General features: G+C 62.1%; 17 protein-coding genes and 2 tRNA genes. 1 reads left to right on the plus strand and 18 read right to left on the minus strand.

Annotation, left to right across the window (positions count from 1 at the left end):
• Window positions 1–4: 4 nt before the first annotated feature.
• The 13 genes from nuoK to CP958_RS10075 form a co-directional block, all read right to left on the minus strand.
• On the minus strand, window positions 5–316 hold the full coding sequence (nuoK, locus tag CP958_RS10015; RefSeq protein WP_096701829.1) for an NADH-quinone oxidoreductase subunit NuoK: 312 nt from the start codon (window positions 314–316) through the stop codon (window positions 5–7).
• Window positions 316–924, minus strand: a complete 609-nt coding sequence (locus CP958_RS10020) for an NADH-quinone oxidoreductase subunit J (protein WP_096701830.1) — start codon at window positions 922–924, stop codon at window positions 316–318. The genes nuoK and CP958_RS10020 overlap by 1 nt, the downstream gene beginning before the upstream one ends.
• Before the next feature lie 13 nt (window positions 925–937).
• Window positions 938–1426, minus strand: coding sequence for an NADH-quinone oxidoreductase subunit NuoI (gene nuoI, locus CP958_RS10025; RefSeq protein ID WP_008617495.1), 489 nt, complete (start codon window positions 1424–1426; stop codon window positions 938–940).
• Window positions 1427–1439: 13 nt separating this feature from the next.
• The gene (gene nuoH, locus CP958_RS10030; protein WP_096701831.1) at window positions 1440–2465 is read right to left on the minus strand and encodes an NADH-quinone oxidoreductase subunit NuoH; all 1026 of its coding nucleotides are present in this window, start codon (window positions 2463–2465) and stop codon (window positions 1440–1442) included.
• Window positions 2458–4530, minus strand: a complete 2073-nt coding sequence (gene nuoG, locus CP958_RS10035) for an NADH-quinone oxidoreductase subunit NuoG (RefSeq protein WP_096701832.1) — start codon at window positions 4528–4530, stop codon at window positions 2458–2460. Before nuoG ends, nuoH begins: the two co-directional genes overlap by 8 nt.
• Before the next feature lie 16 nt (window positions 4531–4546).
• Window positions 4547–5830, minus strand: coding sequence for an NADH-quinone oxidoreductase subunit NuoF (gene nuoF / locus CP958_RS10040; protein ID WP_096701833.1), 1284 nt, complete (start codon window positions 5828–5830; stop codon window positions 4547–4549).
• Window positions 5830–6438, minus strand: coding sequence for an NADH-quinone oxidoreductase subunit NuoE (nuoE, locus tag CP958_RS10045; RefSeq protein ID WP_096701834.1), 609 nt, complete (start codon window positions 6436–6438; stop codon window positions 5830–5832). Before nuoE ends, nuoF begins: the two co-directional genes overlap by 1 nt.
• Window positions 6435–7613 carry an NADH-quinone oxidoreductase subunit D gene (locus CP958_RS10050; RefSeq protein ID WP_096701835.1) on the minus strand — a complete coding sequence of 393 codons (1179 nt, stop codon included), beginning with the start codon at window positions 7611–7613 and terminating at the stop codon, window positions 6435–6437. The genes nuoE and CP958_RS10050 overlap by 4 nt, the downstream gene beginning before the upstream one ends.
• Before the next feature lies 1 nt (window position 7614).
• On the minus strand, window positions 7615–8214 hold the full coding sequence (locus CP958_RS10055) for an NADH-quinone oxidoreductase subunit C (protein WP_096701836.1): 600 nt from the start codon (window positions 8212–8214) through the stop codon (window positions 7615–7617).
• Between the two features lie 22 nt (window positions 8215–8236).
• Complete coding sequence (locus CP958_RS10060; RefSeq protein WP_043744587.1) at window positions 8237–8803, minus strand: NADH-quinone oxidoreductase subunit B; 567 nt, start codon at window positions 8801–8803, stop codon at window positions 8237–8239.
• Window positions 8794–9159: an NADH-quinone oxidoreductase subunit A gene (locus tag CP958_RS10065; protein WP_096701837.1), complete on the minus strand. Its 366-nt coding sequence runs from the start codon at window positions 9157–9159 to the stop codon at window positions 8794–8796. Before CP958_RS10065 ends, CP958_RS10060 begins: the two co-directional genes overlap by 10 nt.
• 244 nt (window positions 9160–9403) lie before the next feature.
• Window positions 9404–9480, minus strand: a tRNA-Asp gene (locus CP958_RS10070).
• 143 nt (window positions 9481–9623) lie between these two features.
• Window positions 9624–10679, minus strand: a complete 1056-nt coding sequence (locus CP958_RS10075) for a hypothetical protein (RefSeq protein ID WP_096701838.1) — start codon at window positions 10677–10679, stop codon at window positions 9624–9626.
• A 136-nt stretch (window positions 10680–10815) separates the two neighbouring features.
• Here CP958_RS10075 and CP958_RS10080 point away from each other — a divergent pair, with 136 nt between their 5' ends.
• Window positions 10816–12453: a site-specific integrase gene (locus tag CP958_RS10080; protein ID WP_096701839.1), complete on the plus strand. Its 1638-nt coding sequence runs from the start codon at window positions 10816–10818 to the stop codon at window positions 12451–12453.
• A 723-nt stretch (window positions 12454–13176) separates the two neighbouring features.
• Here CP958_RS10080 and CP958_RS10085 read toward each other — a convergent pair.
• From CP958_RS10085 to CP958_RS10105, 5 genes are all read right to left on the minus strand, one after another.
• On the minus strand, window positions 13177–13776 hold the full coding sequence (locus tag CP958_RS10085; RefSeq protein ID WP_096701840.1) for a recombinase family protein: 600 nt from the start codon (window positions 13774–13776) through the stop codon (window positions 13177–13179).
• A 138-nt stretch (window positions 13777–13914) separates the two neighbouring features.
• Window positions 13915–14334 carry a hypothetical protein gene (locus CP958_RS25875; RefSeq protein ID WP_141400481.1) on the minus strand — a complete coding sequence of 140 codons (420 nt, stop codon included), beginning with the start codon at window positions 14332–14334 and terminating at the stop codon, window positions 13915–13917.
• A 285-nt stretch (window positions 14335–14619) separates the two neighbouring features.
• On the minus strand, window positions 14620–14808 hold the full coding sequence (locus CP958_RS10095; RefSeq protein WP_096702041.1) for a DUF3606 domain-containing protein: 189 nt from the start codon (window positions 14806–14808) through the stop codon (window positions 14620–14622).
• A 361-nt stretch (window positions 14809–15169) separates the two neighbouring features.
• Window positions 15170–15245, minus strand: a tRNA-Val gene (locus tag CP958_RS10100).
• A 147-nt stretch (window positions 15246–15392) separates the two neighbouring features.
• Window positions 15393–15665, minus strand: a complete 273-nt coding sequence (locus CP958_RS10105) for an HU family DNA-binding protein (RefSeq protein ID WP_008617506.1) — start codon at window positions 15663–15665, stop codon at window positions 15393–15395.
• Window positions 15666–15713 lie beyond the last annotated feature (48 nt).

A 15713-nucleotide genomic window follows, 5' to 3' on the forward strand; every position in this document is an offset into this window, starting at 1 on the left:
CCGCTTACCCCTTGAGCTGGCTGATTTCTTCCACCGCGATGGTGCCGCGGTTACGGAAGAAGACAACGACGATGGCCAGGCCGATGGCGGCTTCCGCCGCGGCTACGGTCAGGACGAACATGGCGAACACCTGACCGACCAGATCGTTCAGATAGGACGAGAACGCCACGAAGTTGATGTTGACGGACAGCAGGATAAGCTCGATCGACATCATGATGATGATGACGTTCTTGCGGTTCAGGAAGATGCCCATCACGCCCAGCGTGAACAGGATGGCGGCCACCGCCAGATAGTGGGACAGACCGATCTCGAACATCAGATGCCCCTCCCCGACTGGACCTTGCGCATCTCGACCGAATCGCGCGAGCGGCCGACCTGCTCGGCGATGACCTGCTTGCGCACCCCGGTCCGCTTGCGGTGGGTCAGCAAGATGGTGCCGATCATGGCGACCAGCAGCACCAGACCCGACGCCTGGAACAGGTAGACGTAGTTGGTGTAGATCAGCTTGCCCAGCGCCACCGTGTTGGACGCCTGGTCCAGCGTCGGCGCCGGCGCCTTGATCATGGCCTCGACGTCGGGGGCGAAGGCCCAGCCGCCGAACATGGCCAGCAGCTCGACCAGCAGCACCACGCCGATCAGGGCGCCGGTGGGCAGGTACTGCAGGAAGCCTTCCTTGAGCTCCACCGTGTTGATGTCGAGCATCATCACGACGAACAGGAACAGCACCGCGACGGCGCCCACATAGACGACGACCAGCACCATGGCGAGGAATTCGGCGCCCAGCAGCAGGAACAGGCCCGCCGCGTTGAAGAACGCCAGGATCAGCCAGAGCACCGAATGCACCGGATTGCGCGATGAGATCACCATCACGCCGCTCGCCACCGCGATGGCGGCGAACATGTAGAAGATCAGAGCCGTGAACATGGATGGTCTCCCGTCACCGGTAAGGCGCGTCGGCGGCGATGCGGAAGGCCAGCTCGGCCTCCCAACGGTCGCCGTTGGCGAGCAACTTGGACTTGTTGTACATGAGTTCCGCCCGGGTCTCGGTGGCGTACTCGAAGTTCGGTCCCTCGACGATGGCATCCACCGGGCAGGCCTCCTGGCACAGGCCGCAATAGATGCACTTGGTCATGTCGAGGTCGTAGCGCCGGGCGCGACGGGAACCGTCGTCGCGGGGTTCCGGTTCGATGGTGATCGCCTGGGCGGGGCAAATGGCCTCGCACAGCTTGCAGGCGATGCAGCGTTCTTCACCGTTGGGATAACGGCGCAGAGCGTGCTCGCCCCGGAAGCGGACCGACAGCGGCCCCTTTTCATAGGGGTAGTTGATGGTCACCTTGGGCTTGAACATGTAGCGCAGCGTCAGCGCCAAGCCCTGGACGAGCTCGGTCAGCAGAAAGGCGCGCGCGGTGCGGTCGAGGAACGACATCGCTTTTCTCTCCTTAACCCTGGTTCGGCAGCCAGCCGAAAGCGGTCAGCACGCTTGCGGTCAGCACCAGCCAGAACAGCGAGAACGGCAGGAACACCTTCCAACCCAGACGCATCAGCTGGTCGTAGCGATAGCGCGGGAAGGTGGCACGCACCCACAGGAAGACGAACATCACCAGGCAGATCTTCAGCACGAACCAGATCACGCCGGGGATGGGCAGCCAGCCCAGGAACGGAGGAGCCATCCAGCCGCCCAGGAACAGAATGGAGGTCATCGCCCCCATCATCAGCATGTTGGCGTACTCGCCCAGGAAGAACAGGGCGAAGGTCATGGCCGAGTATTCGACGTTGTAGCCGGCCACCAGCTCGGCTTCCGCTTCCGGAAGGTCGAAGGGGGCGCGGTTGGTCTCGGCCAGACCGGAGATGATGAACAGGATGAACATCGGGAAGTGCGGCACGATGAACCAGAGCTTGGTCTGGGCCGTCACCACGTCCGACAGGTTCAGCGAGCCGACGGTCAGCAGCACCGAGATCAGGATGAAACCGATGGAGACCTCATACGACACCATCTGCGCCGCCGAGCGCAGGCCACCCAGGAAGGCGTACTTCGAGTTGGACGCCCAGCCCGCCATGATGATGCCGTAGACGCCGAGCGACGAGATGGCGAACAGATACAGCACGCCGACATTGATGTCGGCCAGCACCCAGCCCTTGTCGAAGGGGATCACCGCCCAGGCCACCAGGGCCAGGAAGAAGGTGAGCATGGGCGCGCCGACGAACACCACGCGGTTGGCGGACGTCGGCAGCACCGTCTCCTTGACGAACAGCTTCAGGCCGTCGGCCATGGGCTGCAGCAGGCCGAAGGGACCGACCACGTTGGGTCCCTTGCGCATCTGCATGGCGCCGATCACCTTGCGCTCGGCATAGGTGAGATAAGCCACCGCGATCAGCAGCGGCAGGACGATGGCGACGATCTGCAGAACGATGATCAGCAGACGCCACACGAAGGGGGGCAGCAGCCCGGTCAGAAGGTCAACCATGGGTCCCCGTCTTCTTGTGCTTGTGGTTGCAACCACCGCCGAAGGCTGCCGTGCATTCCGCCATGGTCTTGGAGGCGCGGCTGATCGGGTCGGTTTGATAGAAATTGTCGATGTTGCTGACCAGGGCACCGTCGCCCAGGCTGCCCTCGGCGCCGAAAGCGGCGCCCCAGGCGGCGGGAGTGACGGAACCGATGGCGGCGAACACCGGGCTGGTCTTGGCCAGACGCTCACGCACCGCCTTCAGGCTGTCATAGGGCAGAGCCTTGCCCAGCACCTCGGACAGGGCGCGCACGATGCGCCAGTCTTCCTTGGCCTCGCCCGGCGGGAACACCGCGAGGCGGGTCTGCTGGGCGCGGCCTTCCAGATTGACGAAGGTGGCGCTCTTTTCGGTGTAGGCGGCACCCGGCAGGATGACGTCGGCGCGGTGAGCGCCGGCATCGCCGTGCGAGCCCTGATACACCACGAAGGCATCGCCCAGGGCCTTCATGTCCACCTCGTCGGCGCCGATCAGGAATAGCACCTGGACGTCACCCTTGTGGGCGCCGTCGGCGATGTGGTCCACGTCGCGCCAGCCCTGGCCGGGCACGAAGCCGAGATCCAGGCCGCCGACGCGGGCGGCGGCGGTGTGCAGCACGTTGAAGCCGTTCCAGCCGTCCTTCACCAGGCCGGCGGCATCGGCCAGCTTGCGGGCCAGGCCCAGCAGCACGGCGCCGTCGGCGCGGGCGAGAGCCCCCTGGCCGATGATCAGGGCAGGCTTCTTGGCGTTCTTCAACACCTCGAAGAAGGGGTGGCTGCCCTCGGCGACGGCCTTGAGGATGGAGGCGTCGTCACCCAGGTGCTCGTACTTGTAGGTCAGGTCGCCCTTGTGGCCGATACGGGCCACCTTGAAGCCGCCCTTCTGCCAGCGCTTGCGGATGCGGGCGTTCAGTACCGGGTTTTCCTTGCGCGGATTGGACCCGATGATCAGCAGGGCGTCGGCCTCTTCGATACCGGCCGCCGTGCTGTTGAACAGGTACGAGGCGCGCACCGAGGCGTCCAGCTTGGCGCCGTCCTGGCGACAGTCGATGGCCTGCGACCCCAGCGAGGCCAGCAGGTCCTTGTAGGCGATCATGGTCTCGGCGTCGGCCTGATCACCGGCGATGGCGGCGATCTTGGTGCCGGCGGCCTTCACCTTGGCGGCGATGGCCGCGAAGGCCTCGTTCCAGGTGGCGGGGACCAGCTTGCCGTCCTTCTTGATATAGGGCTTGTCGAGGCGCTGGCGCTTCAGGCCGTCGCAGGCGAAGCGCGAGCGGTCCGACAGCCATTCCTCGTTCACGTCCTCGGCGACGCGCGGCAGGATGCGGATGACCTCGTTGCCACGGGTGTCGACCCGGATGGCCGAGCCCAGCGCGTCCATGGCGTCGATGCTCTCGGTCTTCTTCAGTTCCCAGGAACGGTAGGTGTAGCTGGCCGGCTTGTTGGTCAGCGCGCCCACCGGGCACAGATCGATCAGATTGCCCGACAGTTCGGAGGACACCGCCGCGCCCACGTAGCGGCCGATCTCCAGATGCTCGCCACGGCCCAGGCCGCCCAGCACCGGGGTGCCGGCGATCTCCGAGATGAAGCGGACGCAGCGGGTGCACTGAATGCACCGGGTCATCATGGTCTGGACCAGCGGGCCGTAATCCTTGTCGGGTACGGCGCGCTTGCCTTCCTTGCAGCGGTTCTTGTCGGAACCGTAGGCCATGGCCTGATCCTGCAGATCGCACTCGCCGCCCTGGTCGCAGATGGGGCAATCCAGCGGGTGGTTGAGCAGCAGGAACTCCATCACGCCCTGGCGCGCCTTGCGCACCGCAGGGGTGTTGGTCTTCACCACCATGCCTTCGCCCACCGGCATGGCGCACGACGCCGCCGGCTTGGGCATCTTTTCCACTTCCACCAGGCACATGCGGCAATTGCCGGCGATGGCCAGGCGCTCGTGGTAGCAGAAACGGGGAATCTCGATACCGAGCAGGTCGGCGGCCTGGATGATGGTCGTCCCGGCCTCGACTTCGATTTCCCTGCCGTCAATGGTCAGCTTGGGCATTGGGTCTTCTCTCTTCTCAGGCCGCGTTGGTCTTGGCTTGGCGTTCCAGAATCCGCCGCTCCATCTCGGGACGGAAGGCACGGATCAGGCCCTGGATCGGCCAGGCGGCCGCATCGCCCAGGGCGCAGATGGTGTGGCCTTCGATCTGGCGCGAAATCTCTTCCAGCAGATCGATTTCCGACAATTCGGCGTCGCCGGTGACCATGCGGCCCATCATGCGGCTCATCCAGCCGGTGCCTTCGCGGCACGGCGTGCACTGGCCGCAGCTCTCGTGCCAGTAGAAGCGCGACAGGCGATGAATGGCGCGCACCAGATCGGTGGACTTGTCCATGACCATCACGGCCGCCGTGCCCAGGCCCGAGCGCATGGCGCGGAGCGCGTCGAAGTCCATGGTGACTTCCTCGCACTGCTGCTTGGTCAGCATGGGGACCGACGAACCGCCGGGGATGATGGCCAGCAGGTTGTCCCAGCCGCCCCGCACGCCGCCGGCATGCTTCTCGATGAGCTCCTTCAGCGGGATGCCCATCTCTTCTTCCACGTTGCACGGCGTGTTCACGTGACCGGAGATGCAGAACACCTTGGTGCCGGTGTTGTTGGGCTTGCCCAGACCGGCGAACCACGAGGCGCCACGGCGCAGGATGGTGGGCGCCACCGCGATGGATTCCACATTGTTCACCGTGGTCGGGCAGCCGTACAGGCCGACACCGGCCGGGAACGGCGGCTTCAGGCGGGGCTGGCCCTTCTTGCCTTCCAGGCTTTCGATCAGCGCCGATTCCTCGCCGCAGATGTAGGCGCCGGCACCGCGATGGACGTAGACCTCGCAATCCCAGCCCGATCCACAGGCGTTGGGACCCAGCAGGCCGGCGGCCCGCGCCTCGTCGATGGCGATGTTGAGGTGCTCGGCCTCGCGGACGAACTCACCGCGAATGTAAATGTAGGCGGCATGGGCACCGATGGCGAAGCTGGCGATCAGCGCGCCCTCGATCAGCTTGTGCGGATCGAAACGCATCATTTCCCGGTCCTTGCAGGTACCGGGCTCGCCTTCGTCGGCGTTGATGACCAGATAATGGGGGCGCGGCCCCTCGGTCTTGGGCATGAACGACCACTTGACGCCGGTGGGGAAACCGGCGCCGCCGCGGCCCCTGAGACCGGAATTCTTCATCTCTTCGATGATCCAGTCGCGGCCCTTGGCCAGAATATCCTTGGTGCCGTTCCAGTCGCCACGGGCCATGGCGCCCTTCAGGCGCCAGTCGTGAAAACCGTAGAGGTTGGTGAAGATCCTATCGGAGTCGCGCAGCATCAGGCCTTCCCCCCCTCGAACTTCAATTCGGTCAGGCTGGTGGCACCGCCGGCCGGGCACGAGAACTGACGACCGTTTTGGGGACCGGGCTTCGGCGTCTCGCCGCGCTTGAAGGCCTCCAGCACCGCCTTGGTGGTCTCTGGCGTAAGGTCCTCGTAGTAATCGTCGTTGATCTGCATCATCGGTGCGTTGACGCAGGCGCCCAGGCACTCCACCTCGGACAGCGTGAACTTGCCGTCATCGGTCATGTCGCCGAAATCGACGCCCAGCGCCGCCTTGGCGGCGGCCACCACGTCGTCGGAGCCGCGCAGCATGCAGGGCAGATTGGTACAGACCTGCACGTGGAACTTACCCACGGGCTTGCGGTTGTACATGGTGTAGAAGGTCGCCACCTCCTCCACCCGGATGGGCGCCATGTCAAGCATCTCGGCGATGACTTCCATGGCGGCGCGGCTGAGCCAGCCCTCCTGGCGCTGGGCCAGATCGAGCAGCGGCATCACCGCGCTCTGCTGACGGCCGGTCGGGTACTTGGCGATGAAGGCCTTGGCCTTCTCCAGGTACTCGGGGGTGAAAGCGAAGCTTTCCGGTTCGTAGGAATGATTGCTCATCGGTCGATCTCGCCGAAAACGATGTCGATGGAGCCGATATTGGCCACCACGTCGGCCAGCATGTGTCCCTTGGACATCATGTCCAGCGCCTGCAGGTGAACGTATCCCGGCGGACGGATCTTGCAGCGGTAGGGCTTGCCGGTGCCGTCGGCGATCAGGTAGACGGCGAACTCGCCCTTGGGCGCCTCGATGGCCGCGTACACTTCGCCGGCCGGGACCCGGAAGCCCTCGGTGAACAGCTTGAAGTGATGGATCAGCGATTCCATCGAGGTCTTCATCTCCGACCGCTTGGGCGGGGTGATCTTGTTGTCCTCGACCTTGACCGGGCCGCCGGGCATCTTGGCGATGCACTGCTTCATGATCTTCACCGATTCGCGCATTTCCAGCACGCGGACCAGATAGCGGTCATAGCCGTCGCCGTTCTTGCCCACCGGAATGTCGAAGTCCATCTGGTCATAGACGTCGTAGGGCTGGGCCTTGCGCAGATCCCAGGCGATGCCCGAGGCGCGCAGATTGGGACCGGTGAAGCCCCAATCCAGGGCCTGCTCCGGGCTGACCACGCCGATATCGACGACGCGCTGCTTGAAGATGCGGTTATCGGTGGCCAGGGTCTCGATATCGTCGAGGACCTTGGGGAAGGTCTCGCACCACGCCGCGATATCTTCCAACAGACCGGCCGGCAGATCGGCGGCAACGCCGCCCGGACGATAGTAATTGGCATGCAGACGGGCGCCGCAGACGCGCTCGTAGAATTCCATCAGCTTCTCGCGCTCTTCGAAGCCGTAGAGCAGCGGAGTCATGCCGCCCACGTCGAAGATGAACGCGGTGACGTTGAGCAGATGGTTCAGGATGCGGCCGATCTCATCGTAGAGCGTCCGGATGAACTTGGCGCGGATCGGAATGTCGATGCCCAGCAACTTCTCCGTGGCCAGCACGAAGGCATGCTCCTGGTTCATGGTGCCCACGTAGTCGAGGCGATCGAAATAGGGCGTCGCCTGGAGGTAGGTCTTGTGCTCGATCAGCTTCTCGGTGCCGCGATGCAGCAGGCCCACATGGGGGTCGGCGCGGTCGACGACCTCGCCCGACATCTCGAGGATCAGGCGCAGCACGCCGTGCGCCGCCGGATGCTGTGGGCCGAAGTTGATGGTGTAGCTCTGGATCTGGGATTCGGCCATGTCAGTTCGCCTTCTCATCGCCGGGCAGCATCCCCGGCCCTTCCCAGGGCGACAGGAAATCGAAACTGCGGAAGTCCTGGGTCAGCTTCACCGGCTCGTAGACCACGCGCTTGGTCTCGTCGTCGTAGCGCATCTCCACATAGCCGGTCAGCGGGAAGTCCTTCCTGAGCGGATGCCCCTCGAAACCGTAATCGGTGAGAATGCGGCGCAGGTCCGGGTGGTCCGAGAACAGCACGCCGTACATGTCCCACACTTCACGCTCGAACCAGCCGGCCGAGCTGAACACGCCGGTGACGGAGGGAACGGCGGTCTCCTCGTCGGCGGCCACCTTCACGCGGACCCGCTGGTTATGCTTCATGGACAGCAGGTGGTAGACCACGTCGAAGCGCTGCTCGCGCCCCGGCCAGTCCACGCCGCATACATCCACCAACTGCTTGAACAGACAGCCGGAATCGTCCTTCAGGAAGCTCAGCACCTTGACGATGGAGGCGGCCTTGACGGTGAGCGACAGCTCGCCCACGCGGTTGACCTCGGTTCCCAGCACATCCTGGGACAGGGCTTGGGCGATGTACTCGCCCAGATCCTTCAGCGCTTGCGTCATCTTAGGGGGTCCCTCTTCGGCGCTATCGGAGGATGGAGCCGGTGCGGCGGATCTTCTTCTGCAACTGCAGGATGCCGTACATCAGCGCTTCCGCCGAGGGCGGGCAGCCCGGCACATAGATGTCCACCGGCACGATGCGGTCGCAACCGCGCACCACCGAGTAGGAATAGTGATAGTAGCCGCCGCCGTTGGCGCACGAGCCCATGGAGATGACCCAGCGCGGCTCGGCCATCTGGTCGTAAACGCGGCGCAGCGCCGGGGCCATCTTGTTGGTCAGCGTGCCGGCGACGATCATCAGGTCGCTTTGGCGCGGGCTGGGACGGAAGACCACGCCGAAGCGGTCCATGTCGTAGCGCGAACAGCCGGCATGCATCATTTCCACGGCGCAACAGGCCAGACCGAAGGTCATTGGCCACAGCGAACCGGTGCGGGCCCAGTTGACCACGGCATCGACGCTGGCCAGTACGAAGCCCTTATCGGAAATCTCGGTGGTAACGGCCTTGAGCAGCGCGTCCTGGGCCGGGCCAGGAGGCAGCGCTGCCGCGTGGTCGGGCGACAGAATGCCGCCGGCAGACGGGTTCACTCCCATTCCAGGGCTCCCTTTCGCCATTCATAGATGAAGCCGATGGTCAGCACCCCCAGGAACACCATCATGGACCAGAAGCCGAACATGCCGATCTTGCCCAGGGTGATCGCCCACGGGAACAGGAAGGCTACTTCCAGGTCGAAGATGATGAACAGGATGGCGACGAGGTAGAACCGGACCTCGAACTTGGAACGGGCGTCGCCGAAGGCGTCGAAGCCGCATTCATAGGCCGTGGCCTTTTCGGTGTCGGGTTTCTGGCGCGCCACGATCCACGAGGCCCCCACGCAGATCGCCGAAATCACGATGGCGATGCCGAGGAAAATCAGGATCGGCAGATATTCGAGCAGCCAAGCTTCCATCGTCCCTGCCCTACCAAGAGGTGTCCGATCGGAGGAAGCCCCGGCGTTTCGTGTCGTCGCACGTCCGTCACCGGCCGGTGTCTGAGCTGCTAAGCGAAGAGATCGACCTAATGGGATCGGACGGATAAGCGACTTTGGCGAACGCGCCGAACGGGTACCCCCTCCTGCAACATACCAAACGACTGCAGACAATCCCGCCCGCGACCGCGCCAGCCCCTCGCTCGGCGATCGTGATCAGGCGGGATGGCGGGAGTGACGGGGCTCGAACCCGCGACCTCCGGCGTGACAGGCCGGCGCTCTAACCAACTGAGCTACACCCCCAATCCGCAGCCACCCGCGTGGGTAGGCGTGGTGTAATCCACCCCCCATGGGCTGTCAAGCAAACAAGGCCGCACCGCAGCGAAATTTGCCCCTTGCGCCCTGGCCGGAATCAGGCATTCCGGCCGAGGCCGAATCCCCGCCCCTCATCCCGCCGGCCGGCGCAGCCGCAAGGGCCGCAGAGCGGCCAGGGGAGCCGGCATGACGCGGGTCACCCACGAATCCAATGCCGCGCGGTGACGCCGCAGGGCCAGCCCGCCGACAATGATGGCGATGCCCAGCCCCGACAGGGCGAAGGGAAACAGGATCGAGTCCTTGAACACCTTTTCCGCCAGATGGCCGAGATAGAGGACGATGCCCATGCCGCCGAACACCACATACGCCCGGCGATCGAGGAACAGACCACCTCCCACCAGCACCACATTGATCAGACAATAGACCAGCTTGGCCAATTCGCTGTCGCTGTGCGACGAGGTCAGCCCGCCCCAGAAGGCCATCAATCCGGCCAGATGCAGCCAGAAGCTCAGATCGCTCCGCGACCGCACGTCCACCAGCCAGGCCGCCGCCATGGTGGCGAGGCCGAACCAGATGGACACCGACTGGCGGGTCTCGAAGGTCAGGGCCTTGCTCCCCATCACCCAAGGCGCCAGATCCATGGACAGAAACCACAGCATCATGGCTACGGGCAACAGCATGAAGGAGAAGCGATAGCGCCACAGCACCGCCGAGCCGACCACGATGGTCGTCACTTCCATGAATACCCAGCCGCCCTTGATCCAGACATAGAAGCCATTATAGGAGCCGGGGTCACCCTTCCCCCACCAGCCGAGCATGCTTTGAACCGCGAAGACGGCCAGCGGCGTCATGGCCACGGCGGAGGCGAGCAGCACTCCGCCGGCCGGCCGCAGGCCGGGGCGATTCCACAGCACATGGCCGGCACCGCCCAGCAGCACGCCGTAGGCCAGCGCCGTGGTGAGCAGGAAACCGTATCCCCAGGAGGAAAAGCCCAGGGTGGTGAAAAGGCCCATGGCCCCCATGATCAGCAGGGCGCCGGCATACCACAGCAGTTGCTCGGCACCGAAGCGGGCGCGGCCTTCATCGGCCGACAATTGTTCGAGAAAGCGCCACAGCGCATCGGCCTGCTCGGAAGAGACCAGTCCGGCCGCGGCAGCCTTGCGGAGATCATCGCGAACAATCTTCATGTCGCTCCCCCCTTGGTCCACGGGCTCAAGGCCTTGAAGGCGTGGTGGGCGGTGACGGGCCGACCACCCCGCCCTGATAATTCAAGGCGTTGGTATCATAAGGCTCCAGGTGTGGCAATCAGGTGCGACAATTGCCATGCAGACCACCGCCTATCTGACGCTCTCACGACACCGCGTCTACTATTTCCGCTGGCCCCTGCCCCACTCGCTCCACCCCCATGGACGACACCTATATATAAGAGTCTCCCTGCGCACCCGCGAACGCAGGGAAGCGTTGCGCCTTTCGCGCAGCCTGGGATACTTGGGCGAGACACTGACCGCCCAAGGGATCGCCTCCGGTATGCGCTATGATGAAATCCGCGCCGTGCTGACCAAGCACTTCTCCGACAAGCTGGCACAGCACAAGGCCCGCATCGCGGAACATGGCCGCTTGGATCACCGGGATATCGCAGCCCTGAACAACAGCCTTGGGTTTGCCGCCCAAGCCGTCGAGACAGGCGAACCGCTGGACCCGACCACGGAAGGCGACAGCGAAGTGCTGGGCCGCTTCTGTGACAAGTACGGCATTGCCATTCCCCCCGGTACGGCAGCCTATGCCACCTTCCGCACCGACTTCATGCGGGCCTTCCACGCTTATTGCCAATCCGCGCTGGCCTATGACCAGTCGCTTGAGACGTTCGACTTGGAACCGCCCGCGCCAGTGGTACAGGCCAGCGCCCCGCCCGCCCCTGCCGAACCCGGACCATCATTGCGACAGGTCGCCGACGAGTACATTGACGAGAACATGCAGGCAAAGCGGTGGGCACCCAAGACCGAGTTGGAGAAGCGCGAGCATTTCGCCCTGCTGTATGAGATCGTGGGCGAGGACATCGACATCCGGGCAATTAATTTTGATATGGCCCGACCGGTCAAAACCACTATCAGGCACTACCCGAAGAACCGTAACAAGTCACCGGCAACTGCGGGCCTGTCCCTTGCCGATGCCCTAACCGTGGGCGCCCCCACCATCGGCACCAAGACCCAGAATAACTACTTACAAAGCTATATCGGGCTGTTCGCCTGGGCAAAGGATCATGGCTATGTGGACGCCAATCCCTTCGCCAACATGCGCATTCAGCAAGATCGAAACCAGTCGGACGAAAAGCGGGTAGCCTTCACCACCGAGCAGGTTCACCACATGCTGGATGAAATCCTCAACAACACGTCTGGCCTGATCCGCAAGGACTACCAGCGTTGGGGACCGTTGATCGGCCTGTTCACCGGGGCACGCTTGAACGAGATTGCCCAGATGCACTTGGACGACATCCGCCAGGATGAAAACGTGTGGTTCTTCGACCTGAACGAGGATGACGGCAACAAGCGGCTGAAGAACGCTTCTTCCCGCCGCACGGTGCCAGTCCATTCCAAGCTGATAGAGTTGGGTTTGCTTGAATATGTGCAGACCCTACGCAAGAAGGGCGAAACCAAGCTGTTCCCCGAGTTCACCTATGACAACAAGAACGGCTGGGGCCGTGCCTTGGGCCGCTGGTTCAACGAAACCTTCCTGGTCAAGTTGGACATGAAGAGCAAGGAACTGGTGTTCCACTGCCTTCGCCACACGGTCGTAACCCACCTGCTGCGGGAAGGCGTTGAACAGTCCATCGTGCAAGCCCTTGTCGGACATGCACGGGATGGAGTGACCCAGAACAACTATTTCAAGATGGGCTACAGTCTGCCGCAAAAATCTGCTGCACTTGAGCGCCTACCGTTCAACATCCCAGAGGCCAGGAGTTGACGACCAAATTCCGACGAATTTTTGCGAGGCAGTAGGTTAATGAGACTTCCGCCACAGTGTCCCCGTGGCCCTCTCTTGGTGCTGCGGAGATGCCGGGGCGCTGAAGATTGCGGCCTGGGCAGAATGTGGCCGGATCGAACTGGGCAGGCCATAACCGGAATGATGCGGTTTCCGGATGATATCTGTTTAGTTTCATAGGCTTGCCAAGGAAAAGGCCCGAAATCTTTGGTCCCTTCCTAATGGACAAGAAAACGCGCCTATCGCAGCGGAGATCGGAGATCGAAGCGGAGATAGTGTTGAGCCAGCATACCCCAGCATTATTGGGATGATGCGAAGCCCAAGCGGAGCATCAGACCACAGGTGAATACCAGATAACGAACATGGTTATGAACTAGGATTATACCCGTATTAACTACATGATATTCGATCACGTAGCGAAGCGAGGTGACTAATCGAGGAACGAGATTAGGAACGTGATCATTTAACCAGTAGCTATACAGGTTATATACAGGGGGGTAGGGGGGCTTTTGCATTTATTAGATAAACTGCATGTTAATGATTTGGTTGAGTTATCTATCTGTTTTGCCTACCGGGCACGATACATCCCACCTGATTTCGCCCTAGCGGCCCGCCAGAGCATCCAGGACGCCCGAAGGGCGATGGGCGGCTACCATGGCCGCACCCTCCACCCTCTTGCCCGCCATGGGTGCCCGGAGAGCGTTTTCAGCCTTGGATTGACAGTAAATCATCCTGATCTAGACCAGACGACAAAGGATCAGCAGCTATAGCATCAAGCACCCTATAAACTGATGCACGCCCAATCTTAAGCCTTGAAGCTATCTCGGTAGCACCAAGCCCCTGTTCCTTCAGCTTGCGCACTTCCAGCACGTCGATACTCTGCTTGCGCCCTTTATAGACGCCTGCGGCCTTGGCCTTGGCAATGCCTTCCGCCTGCCGCTCCTTCCGCAAGTTCGTCTCGAACTCCGCAAAAACTCCCAACATGTCCAGGAAGGCCTTACCTGCCGCCGTACTGGTATCGACGGATTGCAGCGTAGCCCGGAGGTTCACACCCTTGGCCTTCAATCCCCGCACTATGTCCTGGAGATCGCCAATGGAGCGTGCAAGCCGGTCGATACGGGTAACAACCAGAGTGTCGCCCTCCCGGATGAACTGAAGCAAGCGCTCCAACTCTTGCCGCCCTTCGCGGCTGGTGCCCGTGACCTTCTCCGACACCACCAGATCACACCCCGCCGCCTTCAGGGCTTCCTCCTGAAGTGTCAGGCCTTGATCCGTGGTCGAAACCCTGGCGTATCCGTACAGCATGGCGCCCCCGCAATGTCTCGTTTAACTCTAGACATTGAAGCTGTAGCGTCTTATTACGCCAAAAGCAACCCTATTAAGACAGCGCAAACGTCTCGCGTAACTGTCTTGCTGCGGTATACCCTATGGAAACACACTGAGCTAAAGGGCCATTCCCGACAGCAAGCCGCGATGCCGGAAGATGTTGTTGATGCCGGTAAGCCCACCGATAAGCAGCGCATGCGATCCGCCTGCTGTGAAAGCGTTCGCCATTTGAACGCTGATATAGTTGGCGACCCTGCTTTTCTGCCCGCCGAGAAAGCCACGCCCATCATTGAGCTTGAGGAACAATATGTCGCTTTCAATTTGAGGACATTGAAGCAATACAATGCCTTGCTCCAACGCTGAAGCTACATCTTCCTTAGTCATTGTTGGATGAAATCTGACAACAAGCCCATTATCCGCTTCCTTATTAAGAAAGTGAATTAGATGCTGACGCTCAGTTATGGAAAACGAAAGGCGATTTGTTGATCTCAGAATTTCATCAATCTTTGCCGATTGCTGCTCATCCCATTGTTGCATGATTGAATTCTCTTCGGTTGCCAGGAAAAAGACACACCAAGACCCACACCCCGGCTGGCGCCGGGTGGGTCGAAGCGTGTAACCGAAGAAATCACGCCCTGCTTATTTCCCATGAGGGCACGCGCGAATGCGCACCCTTTGGCGAAAGCCGGGTGTTGTATTCACAGGCCACCCGACATGGGGGCCTTCTTCGGTTTTTCGGCGCTTCGACACGCCACCTCGCACCCTATCAGAGGCTTGCTGAGGCGGCAAATGCGCAGTGTCGGCATGGCACATGCCTTCACGCTATGGGCGCTTGTTGTTCAACACCCTCTCAACGGCATCCGCATAATCGCTCTTCGCTGCACGGATCGCCGCCTCCAGGGTTTCCCTGGTGACGCGGAACTTGGCGCACCAGTGTTGAACCTCATGGGGCTGGTTCATGTTGATGCGCTTGGCATCCTGCGGGTGAGTAATCTTCAGGTTGTCGCTCATAATAGCCCTCGCGCTAAACTGCACCCAATACGGATGGAGACACCGCATAGTAGCGAGAGACCCACAAACCACCAATAGCTGATAGCATTCAGGCGGACGTTCTTAAGATTGCGCGCTGCACAACGGGCAGTCGCCCCAGAGCGCCGCTGACAGCCCTTGGCCCTGCCGGACACCCGAATGGCGACGGAATAGCTTTGCCCGCTCCATGCCCCGGAAAACGGCCCTGGCGGCTATGGCTGGCCCCGTCCTGCGGGCGGGTTGATTTCGGTCGGGAGAGGGATTATCAGGTGTGACGTGAAGGTGTGCTAACGGAGTACACCACCACACTTCGGACCACAGTGAAATCAAGGCCTTAAAGGCTTGGTGGGCGGTGACGGGTTCGAACCGCCGACATCCTGCGTGTAAAGCAGGCGCTCTACCAACTGAGCTAACCGCCCTTCATGCCAATCGACGCCGACCGGCTTCGATACTCATCGGGACTTGGTAAAGCAGGTTCTAGGCAAAGCCGTCGCTTTGGGCAAGCCCCCAAAACAAAACCGGCCGCCCAAAGGCGGCCGGCACACCGTACTTTCGGAGAGGCATCCTTACTGGATGCCGTCCTTCAGGCCCTTGCCGGCCTTGAACTTCGGCTGCTTGGACGCCGGAATCTTGATCTTTTCGCCGGTGCGGGGATTGCGGCCCTCGGACGCCGCGCGCGACGCGACGGCAAAAGTGCCGAAACCGACCAGACGAACCTCATCACCGCCCTTCAGCGCGGAGGTAATGGCTTCGAAAACACCATCCACGGCCTTGGCCGCATCAGCCTTGGACAGGCCAGCGGCGCCAGCCACGGCCGTCACGAGATCGTTCTTGTTCACCTGAGGACCCCCTTCGTTATACCGACAAAGATAGCCGGCCTTACCGCC

It is taken from the genome of Magnetospirillum sp. 15-1 (assembly GCF_900184795.1).
Lineage (GTDB): Bacteria > Pseudomonadota > Alphaproteobacteria > Rhodospirillales > Magnetospirillaceae > Phaeospirillum.

Coding starts and splice junctions, on each gene's coding strand:
- nuoK (WP_096701829.1), bottom strand. CDS start 316: ATGTTCGAGATCGGTCTGTCCCACTATCTGGCGGTGGCCGCCATCCTG.
- CP958_RS10020 (WP_096701830.1), bottom strand. CDS start 924: ATGTTCACGGCTCTGATCTTCTACATGTTCGCCGCCATCGCGGTGGCG.
- nuoI (WP_008617495.1), bottom strand. CDS start 1,426: ATGTCGTTCCTCGACCGCACCGCGCGCGCCTTTCTGCTGACCGAGCTC.
- nuoH (WP_096701831.1), bottom strand. CDS start 2,465: ATGGTTGACCTTCTGACCGGGCTGCTGCCCCCCTTCGTGTGGCGTCTG.
- nuoG (WP_096701832.1), bottom strand. CDS start 4,530: ATGCCCAAGCTGACCATTGACGGCAGGGAAATCGAAGTCGAGGCCGGG.
- nuoF (WP_096701833.1), bottom strand. CDS start 5,830: ATGCTGCGCGACTCCGATAGGATCTTCACCAACCTCTACGGTTTTCAC.
- nuoE (WP_096701834.1), bottom strand. CDS start 6,438: ATGAGCAATCATTCCTACGAACCGGAAAGCTTCGCTTTCACCCCCGAG.
- CP958_RS10050 (WP_096701835.1), bottom strand. CDS start 7,613: ATGGCCGAATCCCAGATCCAGAGCTACACCATCAACTTCGGCCCACAG.
- CP958_RS10055 (WP_096701836.1), bottom strand. CDS start 8,214: ATGACGCAAGCGCTGAAGGATCTGGGCGAGTACATCGCCCAAGCCCTG.
- CP958_RS10060 (WP_043744587.1), bottom strand. CDS start 8,803: ATGGGAGTGAACCCGTCTGCCGGCGGCATTCTGTCGCCCGACCACGCG.
- CP958_RS10065 (WP_096701837.1), bottom strand. CDS start 9,159: ATGGAAGCTTGGCTGCTCGAATATCTGCCGATCCTGATTTTCCTCGGC.
- CP958_RS10075 (WP_096701838.1), bottom strand. CDS start 10,679: ATGAAGATTGTTCGCGATGATCTCCGCAAGGCTGCCGCGGCCGGACTG.
- CP958_RS10080 (WP_096701839.1), top strand. CDS start 10,816: ATGCAGACCACCGCCTATCTGACGCTCTCACGACACCGCGTCTACTAT.
- CP958_RS10085 (WP_096701840.1), bottom strand. CDS start 13,776: ATGCTGTACGGATACGCCAGGGTTTCGACCACGGATCAAGGCCTGACA.
- CP958_RS25875 (WP_141400481.1), bottom strand. CDS start 14,334: ATGCAACAATGGGATGAGCAGCAATCGGCAAAGATTGATGAAATTCTG.
- CP958_RS10095 (WP_096702041.1), bottom strand. CDS start 14,808: ATGAGCGACAACCTGAAGATTACTCACCCGCAGGATGCCAAGCGCATC.